The 25,289-nt window shown below is 36.1% G+C and carries 24 protein-coding genes; 15 read left to right on the plus strand and 9 right to left on the minus strand.

From position 1 onward, the window contains the following. Nucleotides 1-70 precede the first annotated feature (70 nt). From H344_RS0105925 to H344_RS0105945, 4 genes are all read left to right on the plus strand, one after another. Nucleotides 71-949, plus strand: a complete 879-nt coding sequence (locus H344_RS0105925; protein WP_026809473.1) for a PPK2 family polyphosphate kinase — start codon at nt 71-73, stop codon at nt 947-949. Continuing rightward, nucleotides 946-2,334 carry a M20/M25/M40 family metallo-hydrolase gene (locus tag H344_RS0105930; protein WP_026809474.1) on the plus strand — a complete coding sequence of 463 codons (1,389 nt, stop codon included), beginning with the start codon at nt 946-948 and terminating at the stop codon, nt 2,332-2,334. Before H344_RS0105925 ends, H344_RS0105930 begins: the two co-directional genes overlap by 4 nt. Nucleotides 2,335-2,395: 61 nt before the next feature. Beyond that, nucleotides 2,396-4,444 (plus strand): M13 family metallopeptidase, encoded by a 2,049-nt coding sequence (locus tag H344_RS0105935; protein ID WP_026809475.1) that lies wholly within the window; start codon nt 2,396-2,398, stop codon nt 4,442-4,444. Between the two features lie 141 nt (nt 4,445-4,585). Beyond that, nucleotides 4,586-5,518, plus strand: coding sequence for a peptidylprolyl isomerase (locus tag H344_RS0105945; RefSeq protein WP_026809476.1), 933 nt, complete (start codon nt 4,586-4,588; stop codon nt 5,516-5,518). Between the two features lie 539 nt (nt 5,519-6,057). Here H344_RS0105945 and H344_RS0105950 read toward each other — a convergent pair. From H344_RS0105950 to H344_RS0105965, 3 genes are all read right to left on the minus strand, one after another. Then, on the minus strand, nt 6,058-6,249 hold the full coding sequence (locus H344_RS0105950; protein ID WP_026809477.1) for a cold-shock protein: 192 nt from the start codon (nt 6,247-6,249) through the stop codon (nt 6,058-6,060). A gap of 497 nt (nt 6,250-6,746) precedes the next feature. Continuing rightward, complete coding sequence (locus H344_RS0105955) at nt 6,747-7,385, minus strand: peroxiredoxin (RefSeq protein ID WP_026809478.1); 639 nt, start codon at nt 7,383-7,385, stop codon at nt 6,747-6,749. A 446-nt stretch (nt 7,386-7,831) separates the two neighbouring features. After that, complete coding sequence (locus H344_RS0105965; protein ID WP_026809479.1) at nt 7,832-8,392, minus strand: thioredoxin family protein; 561 nt, start codon at nt 8,390-8,392, stop codon at nt 7,832-7,834. A 331-nt stretch (nt 8,393-8,723) separates the two neighbouring features. Between H344_RS0105965 and H344_RS0105975 the strand changes: the two genes are divergently transcribed. Genes H344_RS0105975 through H344_RS0105985 form a run of 3 tightly spaced genes read left to right on the plus strand, consistent with a single transcriptional unit; the run spans nt 8,724 to nt 11,056 of the window. Further along, complete coding sequence (locus H344_RS0105975) at nt 8,724-9,062, plus strand: tRNA-binding protein (protein WP_026809480.1); 339 nt, start codon at nt 8,724-8,726, stop codon at nt 9,060-9,062. 3 nt (nt 9,063-9,065) lie between these two features. Then, nucleotides 9,066-9,995 (plus strand): bile acid:sodium symporter family protein, encoded by a 930-nt coding sequence (locus H344_RS0105980; RefSeq protein WP_026809481.1) that lies wholly within the window; start codon nt 9,066-9,068, stop codon nt 9,993-9,995. Then, nucleotides 9,992-11,056, plus strand: coding sequence for a lysophospholipid acyltransferase family protein (locus H344_RS0105985; protein WP_051254133.1), 1,065 nt, complete (start codon nt 9,992-9,994; stop codon nt 11,054-11,056). Before H344_RS0105980 ends, H344_RS0105985 begins: the two co-directional genes overlap by 4 nt. Before the next feature lie 64 nt (nt 11,057-11,120). Here the strand turns inward: H344_RS0105985 and H344_RS0105990 are convergent, their stop codons facing one another. From H344_RS0105990 to H344_RS0106000, 3 genes are all read right to left on the minus strand, one after another. Then, complete coding sequence (locus H344_RS0105990; RefSeq protein WP_026809483.1) at nt 11,121-13,646, minus strand: M14 family zinc carboxypeptidase; 2,526 nt, start codon at nt 13,644-13,646, stop codon at nt 11,121-11,123. A gap of 88 nt (nt 13,647-13,734) precedes the next feature. Beyond that, entirely contained in the window at nt 13,735-14,103 is a 369-nt protein-coding gene (locus tag H344_RS0105995) for a PUR family DNA/RNA-binding protein (protein ID WP_026809484.1), read from the minus strand. 78 nt (nt 14,104-14,181) lie between these two features. Next, entirely contained in the window at nt 14,182-15,936 is a 1,755-nt protein-coding gene (locus H344_RS0106000) for an ABC transporter ATP-binding protein (RefSeq protein WP_026809485.1), read from the minus strand. Nucleotides 15,937-16,114: 178 nt separating this feature from the next. Here H344_RS0106000 and nusB point away from each other — a divergent pair, with 178 nt between their 5' ends. The 4 genes from nusB to H344_RS0106020 all read left to right on the plus strand — a co-directional run bounded on the left by nusB (nt 16,115) and on the right by H344_RS0106020 (nt 19,297). Further along, on the plus strand, nt 16,115-17,062 hold the full coding sequence (gene nusB, locus H344_RS0106005) for a transcription antitermination factor NusB (protein ID WP_026809486.1): 948 nt from the start codon (nt 16,115-16,117) through the stop codon (nt 17,060-17,062). A gap of 41 nt (nt 17,063-17,103) precedes the next feature. Continuing rightward, entirely contained in the window at nt 17,104-17,577 is a 474-nt protein-coding gene (locus tag H344_RS0106010) for a DUF1573 domain-containing protein (RefSeq protein WP_026809487.1), read from the plus strand. Nucleotides 17,578-17,591: 14 nt separating this feature from the next. Next, the gene (yajC, locus tag H344_RS0106015) at nt 17,592-17,879 is read left to right on the plus strand and encodes a preprotein translocase subunit YajC (protein WP_026809488.1); all 288 of its coding nucleotides are present in this window, start codon (nt 17,592-17,594) and stop codon (nt 17,877-17,879) included. Nucleotides 17,880-17,977: 98 nt separating this feature from the next. Further along, the gene (locus H344_RS0106020; RefSeq protein WP_026809489.1) at nt 17,978-19,297 is read left to right on the plus strand and encodes a Gfo/Idh/MocA family protein; all 1,320 of its coding nucleotides are present in this window, start codon (nt 17,978-17,980) and stop codon (nt 19,295-19,297) included. 96 nt (nt 19,298-19,393) lie between these two features. Here H344_RS0106020 and H344_RS0106025 read toward each other — a convergent pair whose 3' ends face one another. Further along, on the minus strand, nt 19,394-19,984 hold the full coding sequence (locus H344_RS0106025) for a YdeI/OmpD-associated family protein (protein ID WP_026809490.1): 591 nt from the start codon (nt 19,982-19,984) through the stop codon (nt 19,394-19,396). Between the two features lie 28 nt (nt 19,985-20,012). Beyond that, nucleotides 20,013-21,263, minus strand: a complete 1,251-nt coding sequence (gene pepT / locus H344_RS0106030) for a peptidase T (RefSeq protein ID WP_026809491.1) — start codon at nt 21,261-21,263, stop codon at nt 20,013-20,015. Nucleotides 21,264-21,503: 240 nt separating this feature from the next. Here pepT and H344_RS0106035 point away from each other — a divergent pair, with 240 nt between their 5' ends. After that, nucleotides 21,504-21,920 carry a hypothetical protein gene (locus tag H344_RS0106035; RefSeq protein WP_026809492.1) on the plus strand — a complete coding sequence of 139 codons (417 nt, stop codon included), beginning with the start codon at nt 21,504-21,506 and terminating at the stop codon, nt 21,918-21,920. An 84-nt stretch (nt 21,921-22,004) separates the two neighbouring features. Continuing rightward, on the plus strand, nt 22,005-23,048 hold the full coding sequence (locus H344_RS0106040; RefSeq protein ID WP_026809493.1) for a quinone-dependent dihydroorotate dehydrogenase: 1,044 nt from the start codon (nt 22,005-22,007) through the stop codon (nt 23,046-23,048). Between the two features lie 43 nt (nt 23,049-23,091). Here H344_RS0106040 and H344_RS0106045 read toward each other — a convergent pair whose 3' ends face one another. Next, entirely contained in the window at nt 23,092-23,514 is a 423-nt protein-coding gene (locus tag H344_RS0106045; RefSeq protein WP_026809494.1) for a Dabb family protein, read from the minus strand. Between the two features lie 113 nt (nt 23,515-23,627). On the opposite strand from H344_RS0106045, the gene H344_RS0106050 reads away from it, so the two are divergent. Further along, nucleotides 23,628-24,257, plus strand: a complete 630-nt coding sequence (locus tag H344_RS0106050) for a LysE family translocator (protein ID WP_026809495.1) — start codon at nt 23,628-23,630, stop codon at nt 24,255-24,257. Between the two features lie 31 nt (nt 24,258-24,288). Continuing rightward, nucleotides 24,289-25,158: a hydroxymethylglutaryl-CoA lyase gene (locus H344_RS0106055; protein WP_026809496.1), complete on the plus strand. Its 870-nt coding sequence runs from the start codon at nt 24,289-24,291 to the stop codon at nt 25,156-25,158. Nucleotides 25,159-25,289: the final 131 nt, after the last annotated feature.

Raw genomic sequence — 25,289 nt, forward strand, 5'->3', positions numbered from 1 at the left:
ATAGTATATTAAAATAATTCATATATCTTGTATTTCTAACCGCTCCGATTATGAGCAATAACTATACTTTATGGAAAATATAACGTCAACTACTTATCGAGTAACAGATAAAATCGAGCTAGATTCAATTGCTACCCATGAAGATTTTGATGTTTCTAATAAAAAATTAAAAAAGGGATTAAAAAAAGTAAGAAAAGAACTGGGCGAGTTTCAAGATACCCTTTACGCCCATTCTAAATACAGTGTGCTTATATGTATACAGGGAATGGATACCGCTGGGAAGGACAGTTTAATTCGTGAAGTCTTTAAGGATTTTAACGCACGTGGGGTTGTAGTACATAGTTTTAAGGTCCCAACCGATTTGGAATTAAAACACGATTATTTGTGGCGTCATTATATTGCCTTACCCGCTAAAGGGAAATTTGGTGTATTTAACCGTACCCATTATGAGAATGTATTGGTAACAAGAGTTCATCCAGAATATCTTTTACGTGAAAATATTCCAGGGATACATGAGGTGGCAGACGTAGATCAAAAGCTTTGGGATAAACGGTTTGAGCAAATAAATAATTTTGAGCGCCATATAGCCGAAAATGGGACCATTATTTTTAAGTTTTTTCTTCACTTATCCAAAGAAGAACAGCGACATCGATTATTAAGACGATTGAGGCTAAAAAGGAAAAATTGGAAGTTCTCTCCAGGGGATTTGGATGAACGACTACTTTGGGATAATTATCAGGCTTGTTATGAGGAGGCAATCAATGAAACATCAAAAACTCATGCGCCTTGGTATGTGATTCCTGCAGATAATAAGAAATCTGCTCGGTTAATTGTAGCGTCCGTACTGTTAGAGGAACTGAAAAAATATAAAGATATAAAAGAACCAGAACTCAGTCCAAAGATAAAGGCTAACTTAGAAAGCTATAAAAAACAATTGGAAAGCGAATGAAATATTTTTGGTTAGCAGTACTTTTAATCACCATCCCGATTAACGCACAACAACTAAATGACGAGAAACAGATAGGCGATATCTATAAAGAGGCCTTGTCTAATGGAAAGAGCTATGTATGGTTAAACTATCTTTCTAATCAAATTGGAGCACGATTATCTGGTTCTCTGCAAGCTGAAAAAGCAGTAGGCTATACTAAATCCATTATGGATTCTTTAGGGTTAGATAAAGTTTGGTTGCAAGCTGTAAAGGTTCCAAAATGGGTGAGGGGAATTCCCGAGTTTGCTTATTTAGAAAGCGGTGCTGGTTTCACCAATAATGTGCCTATACGTGCCTTGGGAGGGTCTGTAGCTACTCCAATGGGTGGTATTAAAGCTAATGTAATAGAGGTACAGGGTATTGAGGAGCTAGAAGCCTTGGGGAAGGCTAAAATTGAAGGGAAGATTGTTTTCTTTAATAAGCCCATGGATCCTACTATCATTAATACATTTGAAGCTTACGCAAAAGTTGCTAATCAAAGGTATTCTGGGGCAGCGGAGGCATCAAAATATGGAGCTGTTGGAGTTATTGTAAGGTCGTTAAATTTAAGATTAGACGATTTTCCCCATACAGGAGCCATGAGCTATGGAAATGTTCCGCTAGAAAAAAGAATTCCTGCTGCAGCCATTAGTACCAATGGTGCAGAATTACTAAGTGCTTCCTTAAAACTGAACCCAAATATTAAATTCTTTTTTAGACAAAATAGTAAGAACCTACCAAATGTAGATTCCTATAACGTAATTGGTGAGATTCGTGGTAGTACCTATCCCGATGAGGTTATCGTTGTAGGTGCAAATTTGGATTCTTGGGACTTGGGCGATGGCTCCCATGACAATGGAGCAGGGGTTGTGCAAAGTATGGAAGTATTGCGTTTGTTGAATGAAACGGGGTATAAACCAAAACGTACTATTAGAGTGGTGTTATTTATGAATGAGGAAAACGGACTTAGAGGAGCAACTTCCTATGCGTCTGAGGTTGCTAAAAAAGGAGAGAATCATATTTTTGCCCTAGAGAGTGATTCCGGTGGATTTTCTCCACGGGGATTTAGTTTTGATACCGATCAAAGTAATTTGGAGCAAGTCCTAGGTTGGAAGAAATTGTTTGAGCCTTATATGGTACATCTCTTTGAAAAAGGCTTTAGCGGTGCTGATATTAACCCCTTAAAAAAAGATAATATAGTTTTAGCAGGGTTGCGCCCAGATTCACAACGATATTTTGATCACCACCATTCGGAGAACGATACCTTTGAGCATATTAACAAACGTGAGCTAGAACTTGGTGCCGCTGCTATGGCTAGTCTAGTTTATCTTTTTGACACCTATGGAATCATAACTTCAAATAATTAGGGGCATTGTGCCTGTTTTCATCTTTTTAAGTAATTTTGGATTTAGAATAAAAACAATTTAAATGAAGAACAAATTTGTAATGGCAGTATTGGGTATGGCGGTAATTAGCTCGTGTAAAGAGAGCCCAAGCAATACAGCTAAAGATGAGCCAAGGGGAATAATCTTGGCTAATATGGACACTACGGTAAGTCCTAAAACTAATTTTTACGATTATGTAAACGGAACATGGATGAAGGAAACCCAGATTCCCGATGATCGTTCAAGTTGGGGAGGCTTTAGTGTTCTTAGAAAGTCTACGGATAAAAATGTCCTTAATATTATCGCTAGAGCAAAGGAAAGCAAAAAGTATGCAGCAGATACAGATCAGGCAAAGGCACTTTTCTTGTTCGATTCTAAGATGGATACGACTAAGCGTAATAAAATGGGAATATCTCCTTTGCAACCTACCTTAGATGCTATAGCGAATGCTAATGGTTTAACGGAATTACAGACCCTATTGGCTAAGGATCCTGCAGCTACCTCTCCTTTTATTAACCTATATGCTTCTGCAGATCTTAATAATAGTGCAATGAATGCTACCTATATCTCAACAAGTAGATTAGGGTTACCAGATCGTGACTTTTATTTGGAGCAAGATTCCAAATCCAAAGAGATAAGAGAAGAATATGTAAATTATATTGTTAAAATGCTTCACTTTTTAGGTGATGATGAAACTACCGCTAGGGAAGCTGCAAGAAAGGTTTTAGCAATGGAAACTTCATTGGCGGAGCCAAGATTGGATAAGGTAGAAAGTAGGGATGCAAGAAACTTTAACAACCCAAAAACAATTGCGGAAGCCCAAGCTTTAATTCCGGCTTTTGATATCAAGAAAATGATGTCAGATATGGGAATAAAACAGCAAGTGGATACCCTTATTGTAACGCAACCAAAATACATTAAGGAGTTGAACTCGTTTTTGAAAAACAATTCCTTAGAAGATATTAAAACATTGGTGCGATGGAGTACATTTAATAGTGCAGCATCAAAATTAAGTACGCCAATAGAAGATACTAGCTGGGGTTTTTATAGCCAGTACTTAAGGGGAGATAAGGAGCAAAGACCTGCAGATGAAAGAGCGCTTGCTATGGTAAATGGTTCTATTGGCGAGGCTTTGGGGCAATTATATGTAGATGAAATGTTTCCTCCAGAAGCTAAGGAGAAAGCAGAATCTATGATTGCCAATATTATTTCTGCTTTTCAGGCGAGAATAAAAAAATTGGATTGGATGAGCGACTCTACCAAAGTTAAGGCCATAGAAAAGTTAGATAAGTTTACCGTTAAGATTGGGTATCCAGACGAGTGGGAAGACTATTCTAATATGGAAGTAACTGCGGATAAAGGGTATTTTGAAAATGTAATTGCCGTGCAAAAATGGGGAATTGCAAAAAACATTTCTAAAATAGGAGAGCCTGTAGACAAGACGGAATGGGGAATGTCTCCACAAACGGTTAATGCTTATTTTAATCCTTTGAATAATGAGATTGTTTTTCCTGCGGCAATTTTACAACCTCCATTCTATGACTACCTGGCAGATGAAGCGGTAAATTATGGTGGAATAGGAGCTGTAATAGGGCATGAAATTTCACACGCCTTTGACGATAGCGGCTCTAGATTTGACGCTAATGGGAATTTGGTAAACTGGTGGACCGAGGAGGACTTAGCCAGATTTACAGAACGCAGTACAGCTCTTGCAGATCAGTACGATAAAATAGAGGTGTTGGATAGCGTTTTTATAAATGGAAAATTCACCCTAGGAGAGAATATAGGAGACCTTGGAGGAGTATTGGGAGCCTATGATGGGTTACAACAGTATTTTGAGGAAAATGGAAGGCCAGAGAAGATCGATGGATTTACACCAGAACAGCGCTTTTTTATGTCTTGGGCAACCATATGGAGAACCCTTTCTAGAGATGAGGCGCTTCGTACACAGGTGAGAACAGATCCGCATTCCCCAGGGAGATACAGAGCAACTCAGCCTTTGTTGAATATAGATGCTTTTTATGAAGCTTTTGATATTCAGCCGGGAGACGCCATGTATTTGGAACCAGAAAAAAGGGTTAGAATTTGGTAATAATTCTGAAGATTAAAATGATTAAGGGAGCTTTTAAAGCTCCCTTTTTTTTTGGCGATAGATTAGGAAGTTTTGAAAACAGGAACTGTTTTATACTACAAAACAAAATACTACCTTTGTCCCTCATAAAAAAACAGTGATATGCAAGACGGAATATATGCAAAATTCAATACTTCGAAAGGAGAGATACTAGTTAAACTAACACATGATAAAACTCCAGGAACTGTAGGGAACTTCGTGGCTTTGGCAGAAGGTACCTTGGAAAATAGTGTTAGACCACAAGGAAAACCTTATTATGATGGGTTAAAATTCCATAGAGTTATTCCAGATTTCATGATTCAAGGTGGATGTCCATTGGGAACAGGAACCGGTGACGGTGGTTATAAGTTTGATGATGAGTTTCATCCAGAGCTTACCCATGATGGACCAGGGGTTCTTTCTATGGCCAATGCAGGACCTGGTACTAACGGTACACAATTCTTTATTACCCATGTAGCTACACCTTGGTTAGATAACAAGCATACCGTTTTTGGTCATGTTGTAGAAGGACAGGATATAGTTGATAGTATTGCACAAGGAGACAAAATAGAAACCTTAACCATAGAAAGAGTAGGAGCCGATGCTCAAAATTGGAATGCAGTAGAAGCTTTTAGAACCTTTGAAGGCTCTAGAGAAAAAAGATTGGCAGAAGAAAAAAAACGTATGGCTGCTGAATTGGATAAAGTGGCGGCTGGTTTTGACGAAACTGAAAGTGGACTTAGGTATAAGATAATCCAAAAAGGTAACGGAGCAAAGCCAAAAACTGGTGAGAATGTATCCGTTCATTATGAGGGTGCGCTTTTAAGTGGACAGGTTTTTGATTCTTCCTATAAGAGAAAAGAACCTATTACCTTTCAATTAGGAGTGGGACAGGTAATCCCAGGATGGGATGAAGGTATTCAGCTTTTACAGGTTGGTGATAAAGCAAGATTTGTTATCCCATCTCACCTAGCTTATGGAAGTGCTGGTGCTGGAGGTGTTATTCCACCAAATGCAATCCTTGTTTTCGACGTAGAACTTATGGGGATTAGTTAATCTAATAAGCTACTAGAATACTCATTTAGTTTTATTAGTGATTTAATTGCTAAATCCTCACTCGAAAAGAGTATAATATAAAAGGCCCTAGTTGATAGGGCCTTTTTATTTTTTAAACTGACGTTAATTTTACTATAAGTCAGTGCAGCTTTGTAGAAATGCTAACCCAACTATTTTAATAGATAAAGGATAGGACCATTCTGTTTCTAATTATTGCTCTTTAGGCTTATTTAGGCTCAATAATAGCAATGCTATATTGATTACCAATAACGATAATAAAATAGTGATAAAAGTAGTCATATTAAAAACGTTTTAAGCGGGGGCTGTTACTATATTATGGTAGATGCAAATAAGATTAATAGGTTGCGTTAAAAAAGGAAGTATTACGTAAATAGGTGTATTTTCCTATAAAACAGCCATTCTTAGAGGGGAAGAAAAACAATTTGTGTACTAATTTTAATTATTATTGGAGAATGGATATAAAAAAACCCATCCTAGGGGACGGGTTCTATCTTTAAAAAAAAGTTGTATCGTAATTATTAAATCACTTTCACGTTAACCGCGTTCAATCCTTTTTTACCTTGTTGTAGTTCAAATTCTACAACATCACCTTCACGAATTTCATCGATTAAACCAGAAATGTGTACAAAGTGATCTTCGCTTGATCCATCTTCAGTGATAAAACCATAACCTTTGGAATCGTTGAAGAATTTTACTGTTCCTTTATTCATTATAAAAAATTAAAAAAATTATATTGAGACAAATATAGGATATAATTTTTTAACACAGTGGTTTTTTGATAGTTATATTTATTTCTCCTCCTTATTTCTGTTAAAAATTATGATTTTACTCTATTAAAATCTATTTTTTTAAATCTGAAGTTTCGTTGTTATAAGCCCATTTAGATAGGTTTGTGGTAGTATTCAATAGTGAAATAGGTGTTTTTAAAGTAAATTTAAACGGCTACAATATGTAGTTCAGAAATTACTTACAGCTTATAAATAATAATGAAAATAAAGGTCCAACTTCGGCTATACGAGTCGCTTATATAATATCATTATGGCCAACTTGTAAATGAAGTTCTTTTTTTAAAAAAGACAAAGCCTTCAGAAATCTAAAGGCTTTGTTGTTAATATGTGCTAACCAAGACGTATAATTATTGATCTAAACGTCTGAGTATTTATAGATCATTTGATGTGTAAAACATCTAAATGATTAATAAACGATGTTATACATTTGGTTGTGGGGTAAGTCTTAAGTAAGGCTTAATTTCCTCAACTCCTTTTGGGAACATTTTTTTAGCATCCTCAGTGTTAATTGCCGGACTTACTACTACTTTTTCACCGTGCTTCCAGTCTGCTGGAGTAGCCACTTTATGGTACTCAGTTAATTGAAGTGAATCTATTACTCTTAACAGTTCGTGGAAATTACGGCCTGTAGAAGCAGGGTAGGTAAGTGTTAATTTTACTGTTTTGTCTGGTGCAATAATATATACCGAACGAACAGTTAAATTGCTATCGGCATTAGGGTGAATCATATCATATAAAGTAGAGACTTTCTTATCCTCGTCTGCAATAATTGGAAAATTAACAGTAGTGTTTTGAGTCTCGTTAATATCTTTAATCCACTCTGCGTGTGAAGCTGCACTGTCTACACTAAGTGCAATCATTTTTACATTACGCTTGTCAAATTCATCCTTGAAATTTGCAGCTGCACCCAATTCCGTAGTACATACAGGGGTGAAATCGGCAGGATGAGAGAAAAGAATCCCCCATGAATCACCTAAATAGTCATATAAATTAATCATTCCAACGGAACTGTCCGCTGTAAAGTCAGGGGCTAAATCACCCAATCTTATTGTAGCCATTTTTACTGGTTTTTTTGGTTAAAATTAATATCCTATAAAATTAGTAGATTATTATTGAATCCACTTTTTAAAAAGGTTAAAAAAGTATTAAAAATTAATCAGGCTCTGTGAAAAGTACGAGTAACTTAAGCTTGCTTTTAGCTATATTTCCTAGAATTTCTAATCCCTTTTAAAAACTGTATATTTCTATGTTTAAATTCCATTTCTCGCATTTTATGTTTTCCTATTTAGGATAACATTAATTGAAAGTATAGCTAAGGGGGTTTGTTAAGGGATTTTTCATATGCTTCATAAAATAAAGTATGAAACTAATTCTTATTAAGATTGAAAAGTAGACGAGACTTACACTTATATCAGGTCAAAATACTCCTTCTTGCTATAAAAATATAGATCCTGTACCATAAAAACATAGGTTAAATAAAAGGGATATGCCGAATTATGTTCTATTAATTCTCTTTCCATTTAATGTTACATCCTAAACTAGGCTTTTGGATAGGATTAATTTTTGCTCCTTGGAGTAGGTTGTTCATAGCATCCTTTAAGTCTTCTCCAGTAACCGCTAATCCATTTCCAGGTCTAGAATTATCAAACTGTCCCCGATATACCAGTTTTAAATCTGCATCAAATAAATAAAAATCAGGAGTGCAGGCAGCATCATAAGCTTTAGCTACCTCTTGTGTTTCGTCGTAAAGGTAAGGAAAGGTGTAATTTTGTTCCTTGCTTACCAACTTCATCAATTCTGGAGAATCTTTTGGATATTTTTCTACATCGTTACTAGAAATTGCAATAAAAGAAATCCCTAAGGGTTTAAATTCAATTGCCGTTTTAGAAAGTTCGGGGTTAATATGCTTAACAAACGGACAATGATTACAAATAAACATAATTACTGTTCCCTTTACTCCCTTATAATCTTGTAGGGAACAATCTTTGTTTAGGGTGGGGTCTAATAATTTAAAATCTGGTGCAACAGTGCCTAAAGGCAGCATATTGCTAGGGGTATTTGCCATGAATTGTATACTTTATTAAAAAATTAGGTAATACGATAAAAGTAATCAAATTTAATCGCATTTAAAAACGACTGCTTATAACACTAAAAGGTAAAGTAGTCAACAAGACTATTAAAACAGTGGCTTATTTTACTAGAGGTGAAAACTAATTCGATTGTAGAGAAGCCAATAAAAAGTTGATAGATGTGCCTGTGGAAAATAATTTTAATTTGTATACTTATGATTCCTATAAAGTGGAACTTCTCTTGGTAATAAAATGGAAGGGTATAATAAATGAAAGAGGTATAAGTTACACTATAACTAAGGTTGTGAATTTACAAAACATTAATAAATGAATGAAACTATAAATTGGGCAGATTTCACCAAAATAGAAATGAGGGTGGGGACTATTACAGAGATTACAGATTTTCCGGAAGCTAAGAACCCATCATATAAAATTTGGGTCGATTTTGGTCCTGAGCTTGGTGTGAAGAAAACATCAGCGCAAATTACTTTAAGATACACCCCGGAGCAATTAGTAGGGAAGCAAGTTGTTGCTGTGGTGAATTTTCCAAAGAAACAAATTGCTAATTTTATGAGTGAATGTCTTATATTGGGTGCTGTTGATGGGAGCGACGTGGTATTGTTGCAACCAGAATCCAAGGTCATTAACGGGCTTAAAATTTCCTAATACTTGACAGTTAGCACAATAGATAGTTTACACATAGACTTTACCGAGCAATCGCTTTGGGTAATGAATATTGCATTGGGATTGGTAATGTTCGGAATAGCCCTAGATATTTCTGTAAACGATTTTAAACGCCTGTGGCTCCAACCAAAACCTCTTCTTGTTGGAATGTTAAGTCAGTTTGTATTATTGCCGGCTGTTACTTTTCTTTTAGTGTTGTTAATTACTCCTATTCCTAGTATTGCCCTAGGAATGTTTATGGTTGCTGCATGCCCAGGTGGCAATATTTCTAACTTTATTACTCATATCGCCAAAGGAAATTCGGCTTTGTCTGTAAGTTTAACAGCGGTAGCAACCCTATTGGCAGTGGTTATGACACCACTTAACCTTCAAGTTTGGGGCTCATTTTATGAGCCAACTTCAGTAATTTTAAAAGAGGTGGCCATTTCACCTTGGGAAATGGTGAAGTTGGTGGCCTTATTGCTTGGCTTACCCTTGGTTTTGGGAATGTCCTTAAACCATTTAAAACCCCAATTAGCATCTAAACTTGCCAAAATTCTAAAAATTGTCTCTATACTATTTTTTGTAATCTTAATATTTGTGGCCTTATACAATAACCGCGATATATTTATGGATTATGTGGTTTATGTATTTTGGATTGTAGTTATCCATAATCTTTTGGCTTTTGTTACCGGTTATTCACTAGCTAACGTAATGGGGCTTTCTCAAACTAATAAAAGAACCCTAGCCATAGAAACGGGAATACAAAACTCTGGTCTAGGGCTGCTATTGATCTTTACTTTTTTTGATGGAATGGGGGGGATGGCTCTTCTTGCCGCTTTTTGGGGAATATGGCATATAGTATCCGGATTGGTAGTAGCTAGTTTTTGGAGCTTTAAACCTTTAAAGAAGGTAGATACAGAAGAATTGGTATGAGAAAGTTTGGGTATCTTCTTTTATGGGCATGGATAAAAATGTCACTATGGATGTACTTTTCCAAGATATCGATTAGGGGGATTGGGCAAGTTCCTAAAAATAAGCCACTTCTTTTTTTAGCAAATCATCAGAATGCACTTTTAGATGCCTTGTTGGTGGCCACCCATAGTCCAAAAAAGATTTATTTTCTTACTAGGTCTGATGTTTTTAGAAATCCTATTCTTAAAATGTTTTTTAATTATCTGCAGATGATTCCTATTTATAGGATACGAGACGGTAAGGAAGCTTTAAAATATAATGAAGCGATTTTTCAACGTTGCAGCAAGTTATTGCAGAGGGGAGAGGCTATACTAATATTTCCGGAAGGCAACCATTCCTTAAAACGGAAAGTACGCCCCTTGAGTAAAGGGTTTACCCGATTTTTGTTTGCCGCTTTGGATGATAATCCCCAATTGGATGTTCGTTTGGTCCCAATAGGGATAAATTATAAGAAGGCGGCTGCCTTTCCAGATAAGGTGACGGTCTGCTACGGTACAGATATACAGCTGCTAAATTATTATGATAAAGATGCAATAATAGATTCTGTAAATAGCTTAAAAAGAGTGGTTCACCAAGAATTAACTACGCTTACCACGCATATAGATGATGAGAAGGAGTATGATGATATAGTCTCTTATTTAAAGGTAAATGGAATAGACTTTTTAGACCCTGAAGTTGCTAATAAGATGGTGTCCAGTTATGATTTAAACTCAAAGCCTGTTGACTTAGAGGGCAATAGGTGGTCTAAAGTTTATGGTGTTGGAAAGGTGTTATTCAATATAATTAACCTCCCAATTTTCTTAATTTGGACCAAGGTTATTAGGCCAAAGGTGGGGGAGCTGGAATTTTTGAGTACGGTGAGGTTTATGGTGTTTCTCCTATTTTATCCCATTTTCTATCTTCTTCTAGCCTTAATCTTAACCTATGTTTTGAGTTATACCTGGGCTCTTTTCGTGCTAGTAGTTCATATGATGCTTAATCTGATTTGGGTGAAACTATTGGCTCCAGTATTTTCTAAATAAAAAGAGTCGCTCTTTATATTTCTTAATAAAAAAGCGACCCTAATTATTCGGTTAACGATGCTTGTTACATCATCTTACTGAAAAAAATAGCATTCATTACTAATTTATTAGTTCCAAACCAGAAGGCTCTAAAATTTGTATTATCCGTAAAAATAATAACTCGTCCCTTACCTGAACGTTGTACTTGAAAGGGCACGCTATTTTTTATTATTTTCAGGTTTTTATCAGAAATATAACCGCTTAAAAGTGGGTCTTGTGTATATTGTATAGGGTTATTATAACTGTTTTCGTCTGGTTCTATATAAATATTGGTGTTTCTAAATAAAGGAATATGGTTGTTTTTATGTCCAAAATTTATTGGGTGACTACGGTCTAATTTTGCCTTAAAAATAGCTCCTCCCGTGACCTGCGCGCCTAGGAAGTCACTTTTTTGTTCGTAGGATATATTTTTAGCGACTAACGTATCCTTTTTAAAATTTAATTTCATGATTCCATTCTTCGAAAACCAATTGGCCATATTGCGATAACCGATAAGGGTCCCTCCATTATTTACCCATTGTTTTAATTTTTCTGTTCCTTTTTCGTCTAAGAAACGACCCCTACTCTTGTTGGGGATAACTATGGATGTGTAAACAGATAGGTCTACGTTGTTAAAATAATCGGTGTCTATTTTGGTAAGGCTGAAATCGTACCGTTGATCTAACAAATGCCAAAATTCTCCTGCGTCATAGGAAGTAACTCCACTTCCTACTAAAAGTGCCACGCGCTGCTTTTCTAAGGGAATAAAATCACTGCTCCCCAAATCTATTCCAATAGCATGACCTGTGCCTACGGCAAACATGGGAACCTTACTCTCTTTAGCTACAGAATTAAGGAAGTTGAATAAATCAGCGGGATTTAGCTGTTGGTTTTGAACAGGAATCATAATTGCACCATAGTCAAAACTTTTCCCTTCTACGGTGAATGGCGTTTTACCTACTTTAGCCCGAAGCCCTTTGTTTAGAATTTTGTTTAAAGCTTTAGGAGTGTAGTATTCATTCCAATCAAATAAATAGGCATAGGAGCTTTGCTCATCTACTTTTGCAGATATAGGTGCGAGTTCTGTTACTAAATCTCCCGCTGCTGAGGTGGAGTTTATTTCGGCATAATCTAAATTAAATGCTAAAGGGAATGTCCATGCAGATACGTCATAGAAAATACTATCGTTAGAAGTGGTTCTCTTTTCAAACATGGCTTTAACAAGCCTTGCATTTTTTTGATCTGTAGGGATAAAATAACTGTAGCCTTTTTTAAAGGATTTTCCACTAACGGAAATATCCTTGGAAAGCTCATGGAACTTTATGTGATGTAAGTTCAATATTTCTGCCAAATGCCATGTTTTAGCAGCATCTTTACTGTCTCCAAAAACAATACCTTTTACTTTATTCTTGCTATTTTCAGATTTAACTTCTTGGTAAAACTGGCGTTGATAGCCAAGAATTTTAGTCCGCATATTCCTAGCCGCTTTTATGGTAGATAGTGCGGTGGTAAACTGGTTTCGAATGGTAAAGGGAAAAGTGAGCAATCCATTGTCTGAGTCTTGTGCATGGCCACGTGAACTGGCTTGTTCAAACAAAATACCGATACTTCCATTAATATCAGGGAAGGTAGATCCCTTGCCGTAGAAGTAATCATCAAAACGCTCTTCAGAATAGTAAAAGGAACCAATGTTATCCAACGCTTTGGCGTGGTAAGTAGCTATTTCAGTGGTTAATTCCTGATTTGTCTTTGGGGTTAGGGGGTGGACTCTACTTGGTACCCCAGGTTGAAAAAAGAAAGTGGAGTTTGTGCCCATTTCATGATGATCGGTAAGAATGTTGGGCATCCACTTATGAAAACTTGCAATTCTAGCCCTACTTTCGGGTAATTGTACAGGCAGCCAATCCCGATTCATGTCAAACCAATAATGATTGGTACGCCCGCCAGGCCAAACCTCATGAAACTCTCTTTCGTTAACATCAGACACCAAATTTTTTCCCTTGTTGGTGTTAGCCCAATATGCAAAACGCTGCAAACCATCCGGATTATAAGAAGGATCCAATAAAACAATTGTATTGTTTAGAGTTTCCTCAATTTCGGGGCCATTGGCAGCAGCCAAATAGTAAGCATACGCTAACGCAGCATTGGAGCCACTAGGTTCATTCCCATGGATGGAGAATCCTTGGTAAACTACAATAGGCATGTCTTCTAAAATAAGAGCATCTGAGCCCGTTTCTGTTAACCGAATATGGTCTTTTCTTATTTGATCTATGTTACTGTGATTAACTGCAGAAGTTATAGTTAATAAGATTAGTGGCCTGCCTTCGTAGGTAGTACCTCTTTGCTCTAAAGAGATTCTATCACTAGCTTCCGCTAACGTCTGCATATAAAAAAGTAGCTTGTCATGGGTAACGTGCCATTCTCCAACTTCGTGACCAATAATATCTTTAGGCTTAGGGATGTTGGGGTTATAACTTACGTTTTGTGGTAGGTAATAATCTAGGGATGTAGTTTCTTGACTGTGTATGCTATGGGAGAACACCACTAATAATGCAAATAGAAAGATTCTCATAGTTGGGATATATGGTTTTACGATGTTTTAAAAAGCAAAACGGCCCCAATATGTAGGAGCCGTTATATCTTATTCTGTAAATTAAAAATTAAATATCATCAAAACTTACGTCAGTAAAGCTATCAGTAGAGGGGGTATTGTTGTCGTCAAATTCTTCCTTTTTATAGTCTCTCTGGTGACGCTCAGAAATTACTTCCTCTCCTTTAGCATCAATAATGTAAGTCATCATTTCGTCTAAATTATCCTTAAAGGCAGCAAAATCTTCTTTGTATAGGTAAATTTTATGTTTTTTATAATGGAAGGAACCATCATCGTGGGTAAACTTCTTACTTTCAGTAATGGTTAAGTAATAATCCCCTGCTTTGGTACTCCTAACATCGAAAAAGTAAGTCCTTCTTCCCGCCCGTAATACTTTCGAGTAAATCTCTTCTTGATCCATTAAATCTTTTTCGCTCATTTTCGTCTAATCTATAGTTGTTTTACATAAGTATATCTGTCAAAAGTGTGAAAAAAAACCTAATTGGACAACAATTTTCTATTTTTCTTTCTCAGAAAGTTGATTGGCATAGAGTTCTTTGTAGTACCCCTCCTTGGAATTCAATTCTTCATGGGTTCCTTCTTGTAGTAATTTCCCACTTTCTAGCACTAAAATTCTGTCCGCATTTTTCGCTGAGGACACTCTATGACTTACAATTAGGGTGGTTTTATTTTCGGATTCTTTTTTAAGTTGATTTAGAATTTCCTCTTCGGTTTCGGTATCAACGGCCGACAGGCAATCGTCAAAAAGATAAATTTTAGGATCTTTTAATAGGGCTCTTGCAATGGAGACCCTTTGTTTTTGTCCCCCACTTAAGGTAATTCCCCTTTCGCCTAATACGGTTTCATATTGCTTATTAAAGCCCATTATATTTTCATGCACCACTGCCTTTTTAGCCACCGCTATAATTTCCTCATCAGTAGACTCTTGTTTTCCAAATTTTATATTGTTCTTAATAGAATCTGAAAACAGAAAAGCATCTTGAGGTACGGCTCCTATAGCTTTTCGCAAACTATTTAAATTTAACTCCTTAATAGGTGTGTCGTCTATTAGGATTTCACCCGAATCAATATCATATAACCTAGCGATTAGGTCTAGGATGGTGGACTTACCAGAACCTGTTTTTCCTAAGATGGCTACTGTTTCTCCTTTATTAATGGTAAAAGAAATATTTTTTAAGGCTACAATATTAGTGTCTTCATAAGTGAAGGTTACATTTTTGAATTCTATCTTTCCGTTGATTTCACTTTTCTCTTTAACGGTATTGACGATACTAGGTTTTTCTTGTAAAAACTGGTTAATTCTTTTTTGTGAGGCTTCTGCCCTTTGTACTATAGAAGTTACCCATCCTACAACAGCTACGGGCCACGTTAGCATATTTACATATAGGATAAATTCTGCAATTATTCCGATTGACTCTATTTCTCCCTTGATATATTGTTGTCCTCCAATATAGATTACAAAGATGTTGCTGATACCGATTAAAAGAATCATTAAGGGAAAAAACCAGGCATTTACTTTTGCCAATGCCATACTTTTATCTTTTCCTTCTAGAGCCAGAGCCTCCAATTCATTGTTTATCTTGGGCTCTAAAGCATAGGCCTTAATGACAGATACTCCAGAAAAGGATTCTTGGGTAAAAGTGGATAAAGTAGAGAGAAATTCCTGCACTATAGTACTGCGCCTATGGATGATTTTACTGATCTGATAAATTAGAACAGATAAAATAGGTAAAGGTAAAAGGGCGTACATGGCCAAAGTAGGTGCTTTTATAAACATAAGTGGTACCAGACATGCAAATAAAGTGAGGGTCTGAATTCCATACATAATTGCAGGACCACCATAAAGTCGCACTTGATTTACATCTTCACTTATCCTATTCATTAAATCCCCTGTCCTATGTTTTTTATAAAAATTGAGACTTAGTGATTGATAGTGATCAAATACCTCATTTTTTAAATCATACTCAATATATCTAGAAATATTTATTATGGTCTGCCGCATTAAAAAAGTGAAAAATCCGGATAGGAGTGCAGCACCCACTATAATAAGGATATATTCTAAAAGCAATTCTTTGGCTTCCGTAAGTATAATTTCATTTTTAAGATAGTTTTCTGCCACTTCTATGGATTTATTTACATAGGAAGGCATTACTAATTGGAATACGCGTGCTATAATGGTGATGAAAATGCCAATGAGCAGTTTTAATCCGTATTTCTTAAAATATTTATTTAGATGTTTTAGTTCTTTCATCCGAGCCGAGACGGGAATATCTTGTTAAGTAATAGTAATTTGTCAAAGATAGTTTTTTGTATCTAAACCAAAAGTTATAATAAGCATAAGATAATACTTCAAAACGTTGTTATGGTTAAAAAATATAATACTACTTTTGTATCCGAAAATTTAATTATTTCATTAAAGTTCTTTAAAAATGCTCACAAGAAGGCACATTAGGGTTAAAGTTATGCAATGTATCTATGCGTTGACCCAATCAAAGGATGATTCCCTTGATAAACAAGAAAAATTTTTAAAAGCAAGCATAGATAATATGTATACGCTTTACCTTTTAATGTTAAGCTTGTTTATAGAATTACATGAAAGGGCCAAGGAACAAGAGCAGCTATCTTCAAAAAGATATCTAGCAAACGCTTCAGACAACTATCCTAACAAGGAAAAATTTATAAATAATAAGGTTCTTTTGCAAATCTCCAATAACGTTGCGTTACAGGACGAGTTAAATAGGCGAAAGTTAAATAATTGGTATTTAAATGAAGAGTACGTAAAAATCATCTATAAAGAGATGATGGAACGTGATCTTTATGCTAAATATATGACCAATCCACAGAGTTCTTATGAAGAGGATAAAAAACTAATCATAGGGATATTCCGAGATATTATTGCACCAAACGAGAAGATTTACGATTATTTTGAAGATGATAAACTTACTTGGGTAGATGATATTCCTATTGTAAATACCTTTCTCTTAAAATTGATGAAAAAAGTTAAGGCAGACAGTGTTCCATCTTATTTCTTGCCAGAATTGTTAAAAGATGAGGAGGATATGCAGTATGCTAAGCGTCTATTGACCAAGACTCTTTTAAACAATGCCAAATGGGAAAAGGAGATTGAGGGAAAAACGCCTAATTGGGATAAAGACCGTATTGCTGATATTGATGCAATCTTATTAAAAATGGCAATATGTGAACTGCTAAACTTCCCTTCTATTCCCGAAAAGGTTACTATTAATGAGTTTTTGGAGATTGCCAAAGAATACTCTACCCCTAAGAGTAGTATTTTTATAAACGGGGTTTTAGATAAATTGGTAAGAGAATATAAAGAGGACGGAAAGCTAAATAAATTGGGTAGGGGCTTATTGTAAAAAAATATTCCTTAATTTTGGCCAAATTAAAAATTTAGATCATGAAAAGAATTTTCTTTACCCTTAGCTTTGTTTCTGTTCTTGCGTTGACTTCTTGTAAGGAAGCTGCATCGAGCAAAATCAACGTTGCAAATGTAGAAGTAGCTGCGGAAAGAGATGCTGCTGCTAAAAAAGTTCCAGTAATGGAATTCGATAAGGTAGAGCACGATTTTGGTACTATTGAACAAAACGCCCCCCAAGAGACTATTTTTACCTTTAAAAATACTGGAGAGGGTCCATTAATCATTACCGATGCAACTAGTAGCTGCGGATGTACTGTACCTGAATATCCTAAAAACACACCAATTTTACCTGGGGAAACTGGAGAGATGTTGGTGAAATTTAACGGTGCAGGGCAAAACCAGATTACCAAAACCATAAACGTGGTTACCAATACTAGTAAGGGGAATGAGACTCTTAGAATTAAAGCATTTATAACTCCAAAAGGAGCTGGCCCAGTAGGTCCGGTTAAATAAGTATAATTAAAATTATGTTAGAACAATATCCATTTCTTCCGCTTATCTTAATGTTTGTAGTGGTGTATTTTTTTATGATCGCCCCACAGAGAAAAAGAAATAAGCAAGAGAAGAAATTTGCTGCCGAATTAAAAAGAGGCGATAGAGTAGTTACTAAAAGTGGTATGCACGGTAAAATTGCCGATCTAAACGATAAGGATTTTTCCTGTGTAATTGAAACCATGGCCGGAAAAATAAAATTTGATCGTTCTGCTATTTCCATGGAAATGAGTAAGAAATTGAACGAGCCAGAGAAGAAATAATTTTTCCTGCAACTATACTTACAAAAGCATCAGCCTAACAGTTGATGCTTTTTTTGTGCCTATTTTGTATCTTCATGGTAACTAAATACCAACAGACTATGATACATAATAGAAGAAAGTTCATTAAAAATAGTTCACTGATGGCTATGGGAGCCGGTGCTACCTTCCTTTTTCCTTTGGATTTGTTAGCGGCAATGAGGAAAAAAGTTAGCCCTAATGATCAAATTGGGGTAGGCTTAATAGGGTGTAAGGGGATGGGCTTTAGTGACCTGTCTTCTATGCTGAAAATTAGCGAGGTGCAGATAGTAGGTCTTTGTGATGTAGATGATGGAGTGCTGCAAAAGAGAACTGCTGATTTACAAAAAGCTGGTTTTAATAAGCCGATTCTTTATAAGGATTATAGGAAACTATTAGAGAATAAAGATATTGATGTAGTCATTATTGGAACTCCAGATCATTGGCATTGCTTGCAACTGGCAGATTCTTTAAATGCAGGTAAAGATGTCTACTGTGAAAAACCCTTAGCTAATTCTATGGAGGAATGTAATTTAATGCTCCAAGCCTCTCAAACTAGTGATCGAATGGTGCAAATAGGGCAATGGCAAAGGAGTCAGCCACACTTTGTAGATGCCATAAATTTTGTGCACTCTGGAAAATTAGGTCAGATACGGCTGGCAAAAGCCTGGGCGTATCAAGGGTGGATGAAATCAATTCCCGTTTTGCCAGATACGGAAGCGCCGGCCGGAGTAGATTATGATATGTGGTTGGGTCCGGCTCCAAAAAGACCCTTTAATGCTAATCGGTTTCATTTTAATTTTAGATGGTATTGGGATTATGCTGGGGGCTTAATGACAGATTGGGGTGTGCATCTAATGGATTATGCCTTATATGGAATGAAAGCCAATACCCCCAAATCTGTAATGGCTTTAGGAGGGAAATTTGCGTATCCAAACGATGCTGCTGAAACACCAGACACCCTCCAAACTGTATATGAATACGATGATTTTTCTATTTTATGGGAACATGCTACAGGAATTGATGGCGGTAATTATGGTCGTAATCACGGTATATCTTTTATAGGGAATAATGGAACCCTAGTACTAGATAGAAATGGTTGGGAGGTAATTGCGGAAAAAGATAGAATGGAAAGTGTGCCCTTGCAGCAAAATCAGGGGAGTGGTTTAGATAATCATACATTAAATTTTATTGAGTCAGTAAAATCAAGGGATGCTTCCCTATTAAAAGCCCCTTTACAAATCGGTTATGATGCAGCTATGGTTTGCCACATGGGAAATGTAGCTTTTAAAACTGGAAACCGAATATATTGGGATCAGAATTCGAACCTGTTTTCTAATAATGATGCAAATTCCTTGATAAAAGCGCACTATCATAATGGATGGGAATTGCCCAGAATTTGAACCTGTAAGGATAAAGGTGTGCTTTGCTAATTCTTTAATTCAAGATTTTTAAGACAAGTGTTTATCGATAGGGGTTTGTGGCAATAACTTATAATACTAACGATACTTATCATGCAAGCCCATTTCTTTTAATATTAAAGGGATGCATTTTTCTAAACGGCTTTGCTTGGTTTTTTCTTGTTTAGCCTCTGCTATGTACTCGCAATATTGTCTTTGTTTGTACGGGGCAAGCTTCTTGAAGCTATCCTTTAGCTTTGGGATGGTATCAAATGCTACTTGTAACTGATGAGGAATTTTAAAGGTCTTCTTCTTTTCGGGGATGAGGACCTTTCCTTTTTTCTGGTTGCTAACAGCTTCTTCTAAGTAAGCAAGTATTGTGGCTTTATCTATATCCGTAACAGAAGTAAACTTCCAATGCCGCATGGCCTTGGTCTTTCCTTCTTGTACATTTTCTAAAACCTTTTTAGGATCGGATAGGAACGCCCCGTTAAAAAACCATATTCCAAAATAGCTTTTAAAAGCTAAAATGCCAATTACATTTTTGTTATCTATAGTATAAACGGGACAGCCCCATTTAAAATCCTCTATTAATTCGGTTTTTAGTGCTAGTTCCCTTAAAATAGAAACCCCAGGTTTAAAAGGCTGCTCTTTTTCGTAATAAGCTTCAATTTTTTCTGAGTTTTTCATTTTAAGGGATTATGGCTATTAAATACGTTTAACTAATTTTGTTTTCGGCATCAAAGTTAAGATTTCCAGTAAGTTCACAAATTTTCACAATCACATCAACCGCTTTCTGCATGCTTTCTACAGGCACATATTCATATTTACCGTGAAAATTATGCCCTCCTGCAAATATATTAGGACATGGTAAGCCCATAAAGCTCAATTGAGATCCATCTGTGCCTCCCCTAATAGGTTTAATAATTGGGGCGATGTTTAAGGACTTCATTGCTTTCTCAGCAATATCTACAATATGCATTACTGGTTCTATTTTTTCCCTCATATTAAAGTATTGGTCTTTAATTTCCAGGGTGACGTAAGGTCCGTAAGTCTCATTTAATTTATCAGTGATTTCCTGTAATAAGGCCTTGCGCTGATTGAATTTTTCTAGGTCGTGGTCTCTTACGATCAATTCTATCTCTGCATGTTCTATTTCTCCGCTCAGGTGATGTACATGAAAAAATCCTTCCCTGCCTGTGGTTTTTTGTGGCACTTCATCTTGGGGTAACATACTGATAAAGTCGTTAGCTATCAGTACTGCATTGACCATTTTTCCAATAGCATATCCTGGGTGTACGCTCTTTCCGCCAATACTTATCTTGGCTCCAGCAGCATTGAAATTCTCATATTCTAGTTCTCCAATTTGACTCCCGTCCATTGTATAAGCCCAATCAGCTCCAAAAGCAGCAACATCAAATTTATGAGCACCTCTTCCTATTTCTTCATCAGGGGTGAAACCAACTCTAATTTTTCCGTGCTTAATCTCTGGATGCTTTATTAAATGCTCCATAGCGGTTACAATCTCCGTTATTCCGGCCTTATCGTCAGCTCCTAATAAGGTGGTGCCATCCGTAGTGATTAAAGTGTTGCCTTTGTACTGTAATAAGTCTTCAAAATAACTTGGGGAAAGCACTATGTTTTCTTCTTTGTTTAAAGTAATATCGCCACCATCATAATTTTTAATGATTTGGGGATTCACATTGTTACCAGAAAAATCTGGAGAGGTATCAAAATGGGCAATAAACCCTATAGTAGGTACTTCTTTGTCCATATTACTAGGAAGGGTAGCCATGATGTAGGCATTCTCATCTATGACCACATCTTTCATCCCAATTTCTTTCAATTCCTCTACTAACTTATGCGCTAAATCCCATTGTTTCTCAGTACTTGGAGTGGAATCGGAGTTAGGGTCACTTTGAGTATCGATAGTGATATAGCTTATAAATCGGTCAATAATATGTTGCATAATGATATTTTTTTTCAAAAGTACGGTTTATTTGGATTTATGGGAATACCATTTTTTAGGTGTTATAGTTTAAATGGGCCAATACGTTGGGATGGTATGCTCATATAGAATGATTATACTTTATTCATTGAGCGGTAAGAAAATTGGTCTTTTGGTTTAAAAATTTAAAAATGCAAGCCAGGGTATAATTTTAAGGCATAATTTCTGTTGTATATTCACAGTACTTAAAAGTTATTAATAATGTTTAGAAATATATTTTTTTCGTTCCTAGCAGGACTTGGGTTTTTGTGTTCTGTAAATGCGCAACAAAATTGTAGTTTGGGTATTGGGATTACCAATACAGATACCGTAATTCAAGTGTTTCAGTTAAATGCGGAGCAGAAGACTAAATTGGAAGAATTTCAGTCGGCAGTGAATGTAGAGATGAAACTCTTGGATGAAGAAAGAGAGAAGTTATTTGAAAGTCACCCACAAAATACACCAGAAGAGTTAAAGGTCTTGGGGGTTAAGCACCAACTTATAGAGGAGAAAATAAAAGCACTTTTTAATAAATACGACCGTAAGTTACTCGCTTTATTTAATGAAAAACAATATGAAAGATACCTTTCTCTTTGCAGAGAAGTAGCTAGGCAGCCAATAGAGAAACCTATAAATTAATTATCCAATGGGCCTGTTAATAATTTAAGGGTAAATACGGGTTTTTACTTGAGGTAGTTTGTATTTTTGCGCAAATTCGTTTGTATGTATAAAAATATCATTAGGCCTCTTTTATTTCAATTAGATCCAGAAAAAGTACACCATCTTACCTTTAATATGGTTCGTTTTTGTTCCAAAATTGGTCTCTCCGGTTTATTTAGAGGTATCTATACTATTAACGATTCTAGGCTAGAGCGTAACTTATTTGGGTTAACCTTTAAAAACCCAATTGGTCTAGCTGCTGGTTTTGATAAGAATGCCCAACTATATAACGAATTGTCCGATTTTGGATTTGGGTTTGTAGAAATAGGTACCCTCACTCCAAAACCACAGGAAGGCAACCCTAAAAAAAGACTATTCCGTTTAAAAGATGATCAGGCGATCATCAATAGAATGGGGTTTAATAATTTAGGGGTAGAAGAAGCGGTTAAGAATTTGCGAAAATCACATCGTGTTTTGATTGGTGGGAATATCGGTAAAAATAAATTGACTCCTAATAATCTGGCTGTAAAGGATTACCTAATCTGTTTAGAGGCATTGTTTAATGATGTGGATTATTTTGTGGTGAATGTAAGTTCTCCAAATACTCCTGGATTACGGGAATTGCAGGATAAAGAGCCTTTAACGGCCCTTCTAAAGGCACTAAAAACGGAGAATGAAACGTTAGCCAAGAACAGGAAAACCAAAGAGCGACCTATCTTATTAAAAATTGCTCCAGACTTAACCGATGCTCAGTTATTAGACATTATTGATATAGTTGAAGTAACTGCTATTGATGGGGTAATAGCTACAAATACTACTATTTCTAGGGATAATCTAAAATCGGCACCAAGCGTTGTTAAAGAAAATGGTGGGGTTAGTGGAAAACCTTTAACAAAGCGGAGTACGGAAGTAATTCGGTTTTTATCAGAAAAAAGTAACAAGGCATTCCCTATTATAGGGGTTGGGGGAATTCATTCTCCGGAAGATGCCTTGGAAAAGTTAGAAGCCGGTGCAGACCTAATTCAATTATGGACAGGTTTTGTTTATGAAGGACCTAGTTTAATAAAACGAATAAATAAGGCTATACTTAAAAAGTACAATCAATAGGGAAAACTTTAACTGGTTCCCTTTTTCTAATGAGTATATCATATTATTTTGCCCAATAATCAACTACTACCACATCGTCTAGGTGAGGGGTTATAATGGCGCCAAAGGCTTTATGGTCTGGGTGTGGTAAATATATGTCCCGATCTTCCTCGCTGCTGAAAGTAAGGAAGAAGCAATGCGTAAGGCCTTTGTTGAGTCCTTCTGGACTGTTGTTAAGTCCCCATTCGTAACCCTTAATCTGAGGGATTTTATTAGGTAATTCTGAAAAAGCGACTTCTACCTTTGCAATGTCTTCTGGGGAAGTTTCTTCCTTAAATTTAAACAATACTACATGTCTTAATAGGCTGTCTTGTTTTTCTATGCTCATTATTTCTTTTGCTTCTGCGTTGTTTGATGTTGTGGGATGGGAAAAACTCATCAATAATATTGAGATTAGGAAACTACTAAGGGTTATAATTGTTTTCATTTAATTTCAGTTTTAAAGGATCTGTGTTATTTTTGGAGTGTTAAACTTAGGAAGTTTTATCCTACTAATATACAAAAACCATTCAGTTTTAAAATGATTAAACCGGAAGTGACTTGAACTACGAAATACTAGTAGCATTTATGTTTTCTACTGCGGCATTGGCAATTTCTCCAGGTCCCGATAATATTTTTGTATTGGTGCAGAGCCTTACCAATGGGAAGAAATACGGTATTGCTACCGTAGCTGGATTAATGACAGGGTGTTTAGTACATGCTACCTTATTGGCTTTTGGAGTTTCTGCTATAATTAAACAGCACGAGTATCTATTCTTTGCAATAAAACTATTTGGGGCTTCCTATATGTTTTATCTTGCATATATGGTTTTTAGAGGTCCGGATGAATTGGTGGTATCAGGGGAATCAGAAAAAAATAAGAAGTCGCTGGGAGCTTTGTTTAGGCAGGGCTTTATTATGAATGTGCTGAATCCAAAAGTTGGTATATTTTTCTTGGCTTTTTTTCCTGGATTTTTATTTAGTGACACCATAGATACGGTGGTGCAGTTTTATGTACTTGCATTTATCTTTATGGGGGTTTCCTTTGTAATATTTAGTGCTATTGCCATACTATCAGGCTCTATTTCAGATTATATTACACAAAATAAGAATTTAGGTAAGATTTTAAAATGGCTACAAATAATCGTTTTTGTAGGCATTGGTATATATCTATTGATATCGGATAATTAATAGTAAATTTGAAGTAGCTATCTTATTTAGAATGTCAAACACCGCCATTAAAATAATTGAATGTCCAAGGGATGCCATGCAAGGCATCAAACCATTTATACCTACACAGAGAAAGGTTAAGTATATACAAGTCTTGTTGAATTGCGGTTTTGATACCATCGATTTTGGAAGTTTTGTGTCTCCTAAAGCTATTCCACAAATGCAAGATACCGCTGAGGTGTTGCAGCAATTAGACCTCTCTCGTACCCAATCTAAGCTTTTGGCAATTGTAGCAAACGTAAGAGGAGCAGAAGATGCTGCCTTACATGAAAATATTACCTATTTGGGGTATCCATTTTCTATCTCTGAGAATTTTCAAATGCGGAATACCCATAAGACTATTGCCGAATCGGTTGTGACTTTACAAGAGATATTAAATATCGCGGATCGCAATGGAAAAGAGGTGGTTACCTATATCTCTATGGGTTTTGGTAATCCTTATGGAGATCCTTGGAGTGTAGAGGTTGTTGGCGAGTGGACGGAGAAATTGTCTGGAATGGGGGTTAAGATACTATCACTTTCCGATACCGTAGGTAATTCTACTCCCGATGCTATTGAATACCTGTTTTCGCATCTAATTCCTCAATTCCCGGAAATTGAATTCGGGGCACATTTGCATACTACTCCTACTAAATGGCATGAAAAGGTTGATGCCGCATTTAAGGCTGGTTGCAGAAGGTTTGACGGTGCTGTGCAGGGATTTGGGGGTTGCCCCATGGCCAAGGATGAGCTTACCGGCAATATGCCAACAGAAAAACTACTTTCCTATTTTACCGGCGCTAAGATGGACACCAATGTAAATTGGATGGCTTTTGAAGCAGCTTTTAATAAAGCATCCGATCTTTTCGGTGAATATCATTAGTGTACCCCTTCATAGACGCTGTAAATGTTAAATTTTTAAAATTTATTTAGATTTATTTTAAATAATGCTTGTGGGAATTTAATCTGAGATTATTTTTGCACCTGTTTTTAATTTACTAATTATAATCAGTC

This window comes from Arenibacter latericius DSM 15913 (genome assembly GCF_000424985.1).
In the GTDB taxonomy this organism is placed as follows: domain Bacteria; phylum Bacteroidota; class Bacteroidia; order Flavobacteriales; family Flavobacteriaceae; genus Arenibacter; species Arenibacter latericius.

Coding starts and splice junctions, on each gene's coding strand:
- H344_RS0106055 (WP_026809496.1), top strand. CDS start 24,289: ATGTCAAACACCGCCATTAAAATAATTGAATGTCCAAGGGATGCCATG.
- H344_RS0105955 (WP_026809478.1), bottom strand. CDS start 7,385: ATGGCTACAATAAGATTGGGTGATTTAGCCCCTGACTTTACAGCGGAC.
- H344_RS0106025 (WP_026809490.1), bottom strand. CDS start 19,984: ATGAAAAACTCAGAAAAAATTGAAGCTTATTACGAAAAAGAGCAGCCT.
- H344_RS0106020 (WP_026809489.1), top strand. CDS start 17,978: ATGATACATAATAGAAGAAAGTTCATTAAAAATAGTTCACTGATGGCT.
- H344_RS0105965 (WP_026809479.1), bottom strand. CDS start 8,392: ATGGCAAATACCCCTAGCAATATGCTGCCTTTAGGCACTGTTGCACCA.
- H344_RS0105985 (WP_051254133.1), top strand. CDS start 9,992: ATGAGAAAGTTTGGGTATCTTCTTTTATGGGCATGGATAAAAATGTCA.
- H344_RS0106010 (WP_026809487.1), top strand. CDS start 17,104: ATGAAAAGAATTTTCTTTACCCTTAGCTTTGTTTCTGTTCTTGCGTTG.
- pepT (WP_026809491.1), bottom strand. CDS start 21,263: ATGCAACATATTATTGACCGATTTATAAGCTATATCACTATCGATACT.
- H344_RS0106035 (WP_026809492.1), top strand. CDS start 21,504: ATGTTTAGAAATATATTTTTTTCGTTCCTAGCAGGACTTGGGTTTTTG.
- nusB (WP_026809486.1), top strand. CDS start 16,115: ATGCTCACAAGAAGGCACATTAGGGTTAAAGTTATGCAATGTATCTAT.
- H344_RS0106045 (WP_026809494.1), bottom strand. CDS start 23,514: ATGAAAACAATTATAACCCTTAGTAGTTTCCTAATCTCAATATTATTG.
- H344_RS0105990 (WP_026809483.1), bottom strand. CDS start 13,646: ATGAGAATCTTTCTATTTGCATTATTAGTGGTGTTCTCCCATAGCATA.
- H344_RS0105945 (WP_026809476.1), top strand. CDS start 4,586: ATGCAAGACGGAATATATGCAAAATTCAATACTTCGAAAGGAGAGATA.
- H344_RS0105950 (WP_026809477.1), bottom strand. CDS start 6,249: ATGAATAAAGGAACAGTAAAATTCTTCAACGATTCCAAAGGTTATGGT.
- H344_RS0105930 (WP_026809474.1), top strand. CDS start 946: ATGAAATATTTTTGGTTAGCAGTACTTTTAATCACCATCCCGATTAAC.
- H344_RS0105995 (WP_026809484.1), bottom strand. CDS start 14,103: ATGAGCGAAAAAGATTTAATGGATCAAGAAGAGATTTACTCGAAAGTA.
- H344_RS0106040 (WP_026809493.1), top strand. CDS start 22,005: ATGTATAAAAATATCATTAGGCCTCTTTTATTTCAATTAGATCCAGAA.
- H344_RS0105975 (WP_026809480.1), top strand. CDS start 8,724: ATGAATGAAACTATAAATTGGGCAGATTTCACCAAAATAGAAATGAGG.
- H344_RS0105935 (WP_026809475.1), top strand. CDS start 2,396: ATGAAGAACAAATTTGTAATGGCAGTATTGGGTATGGCGGTAATTAGC.
- yajC (WP_026809488.1), top strand. CDS start 17,592: ATGTTAGAACAATATCCATTTCTTCCGCTTATCTTAATGTTTGTAGTG.
- H344_RS0106000 (WP_026809485.1), bottom strand. CDS start 15,936: ATGAAAGAACTAAAACATCTAAATAAATATTTTAAGAAATACGGATTA.
- H344_RS0105925 (WP_026809473.1), top strand. CDS start 71: ATGGAAAATATAACGTCAACTACTTATCGAGTAACAGATAAAATCGAG.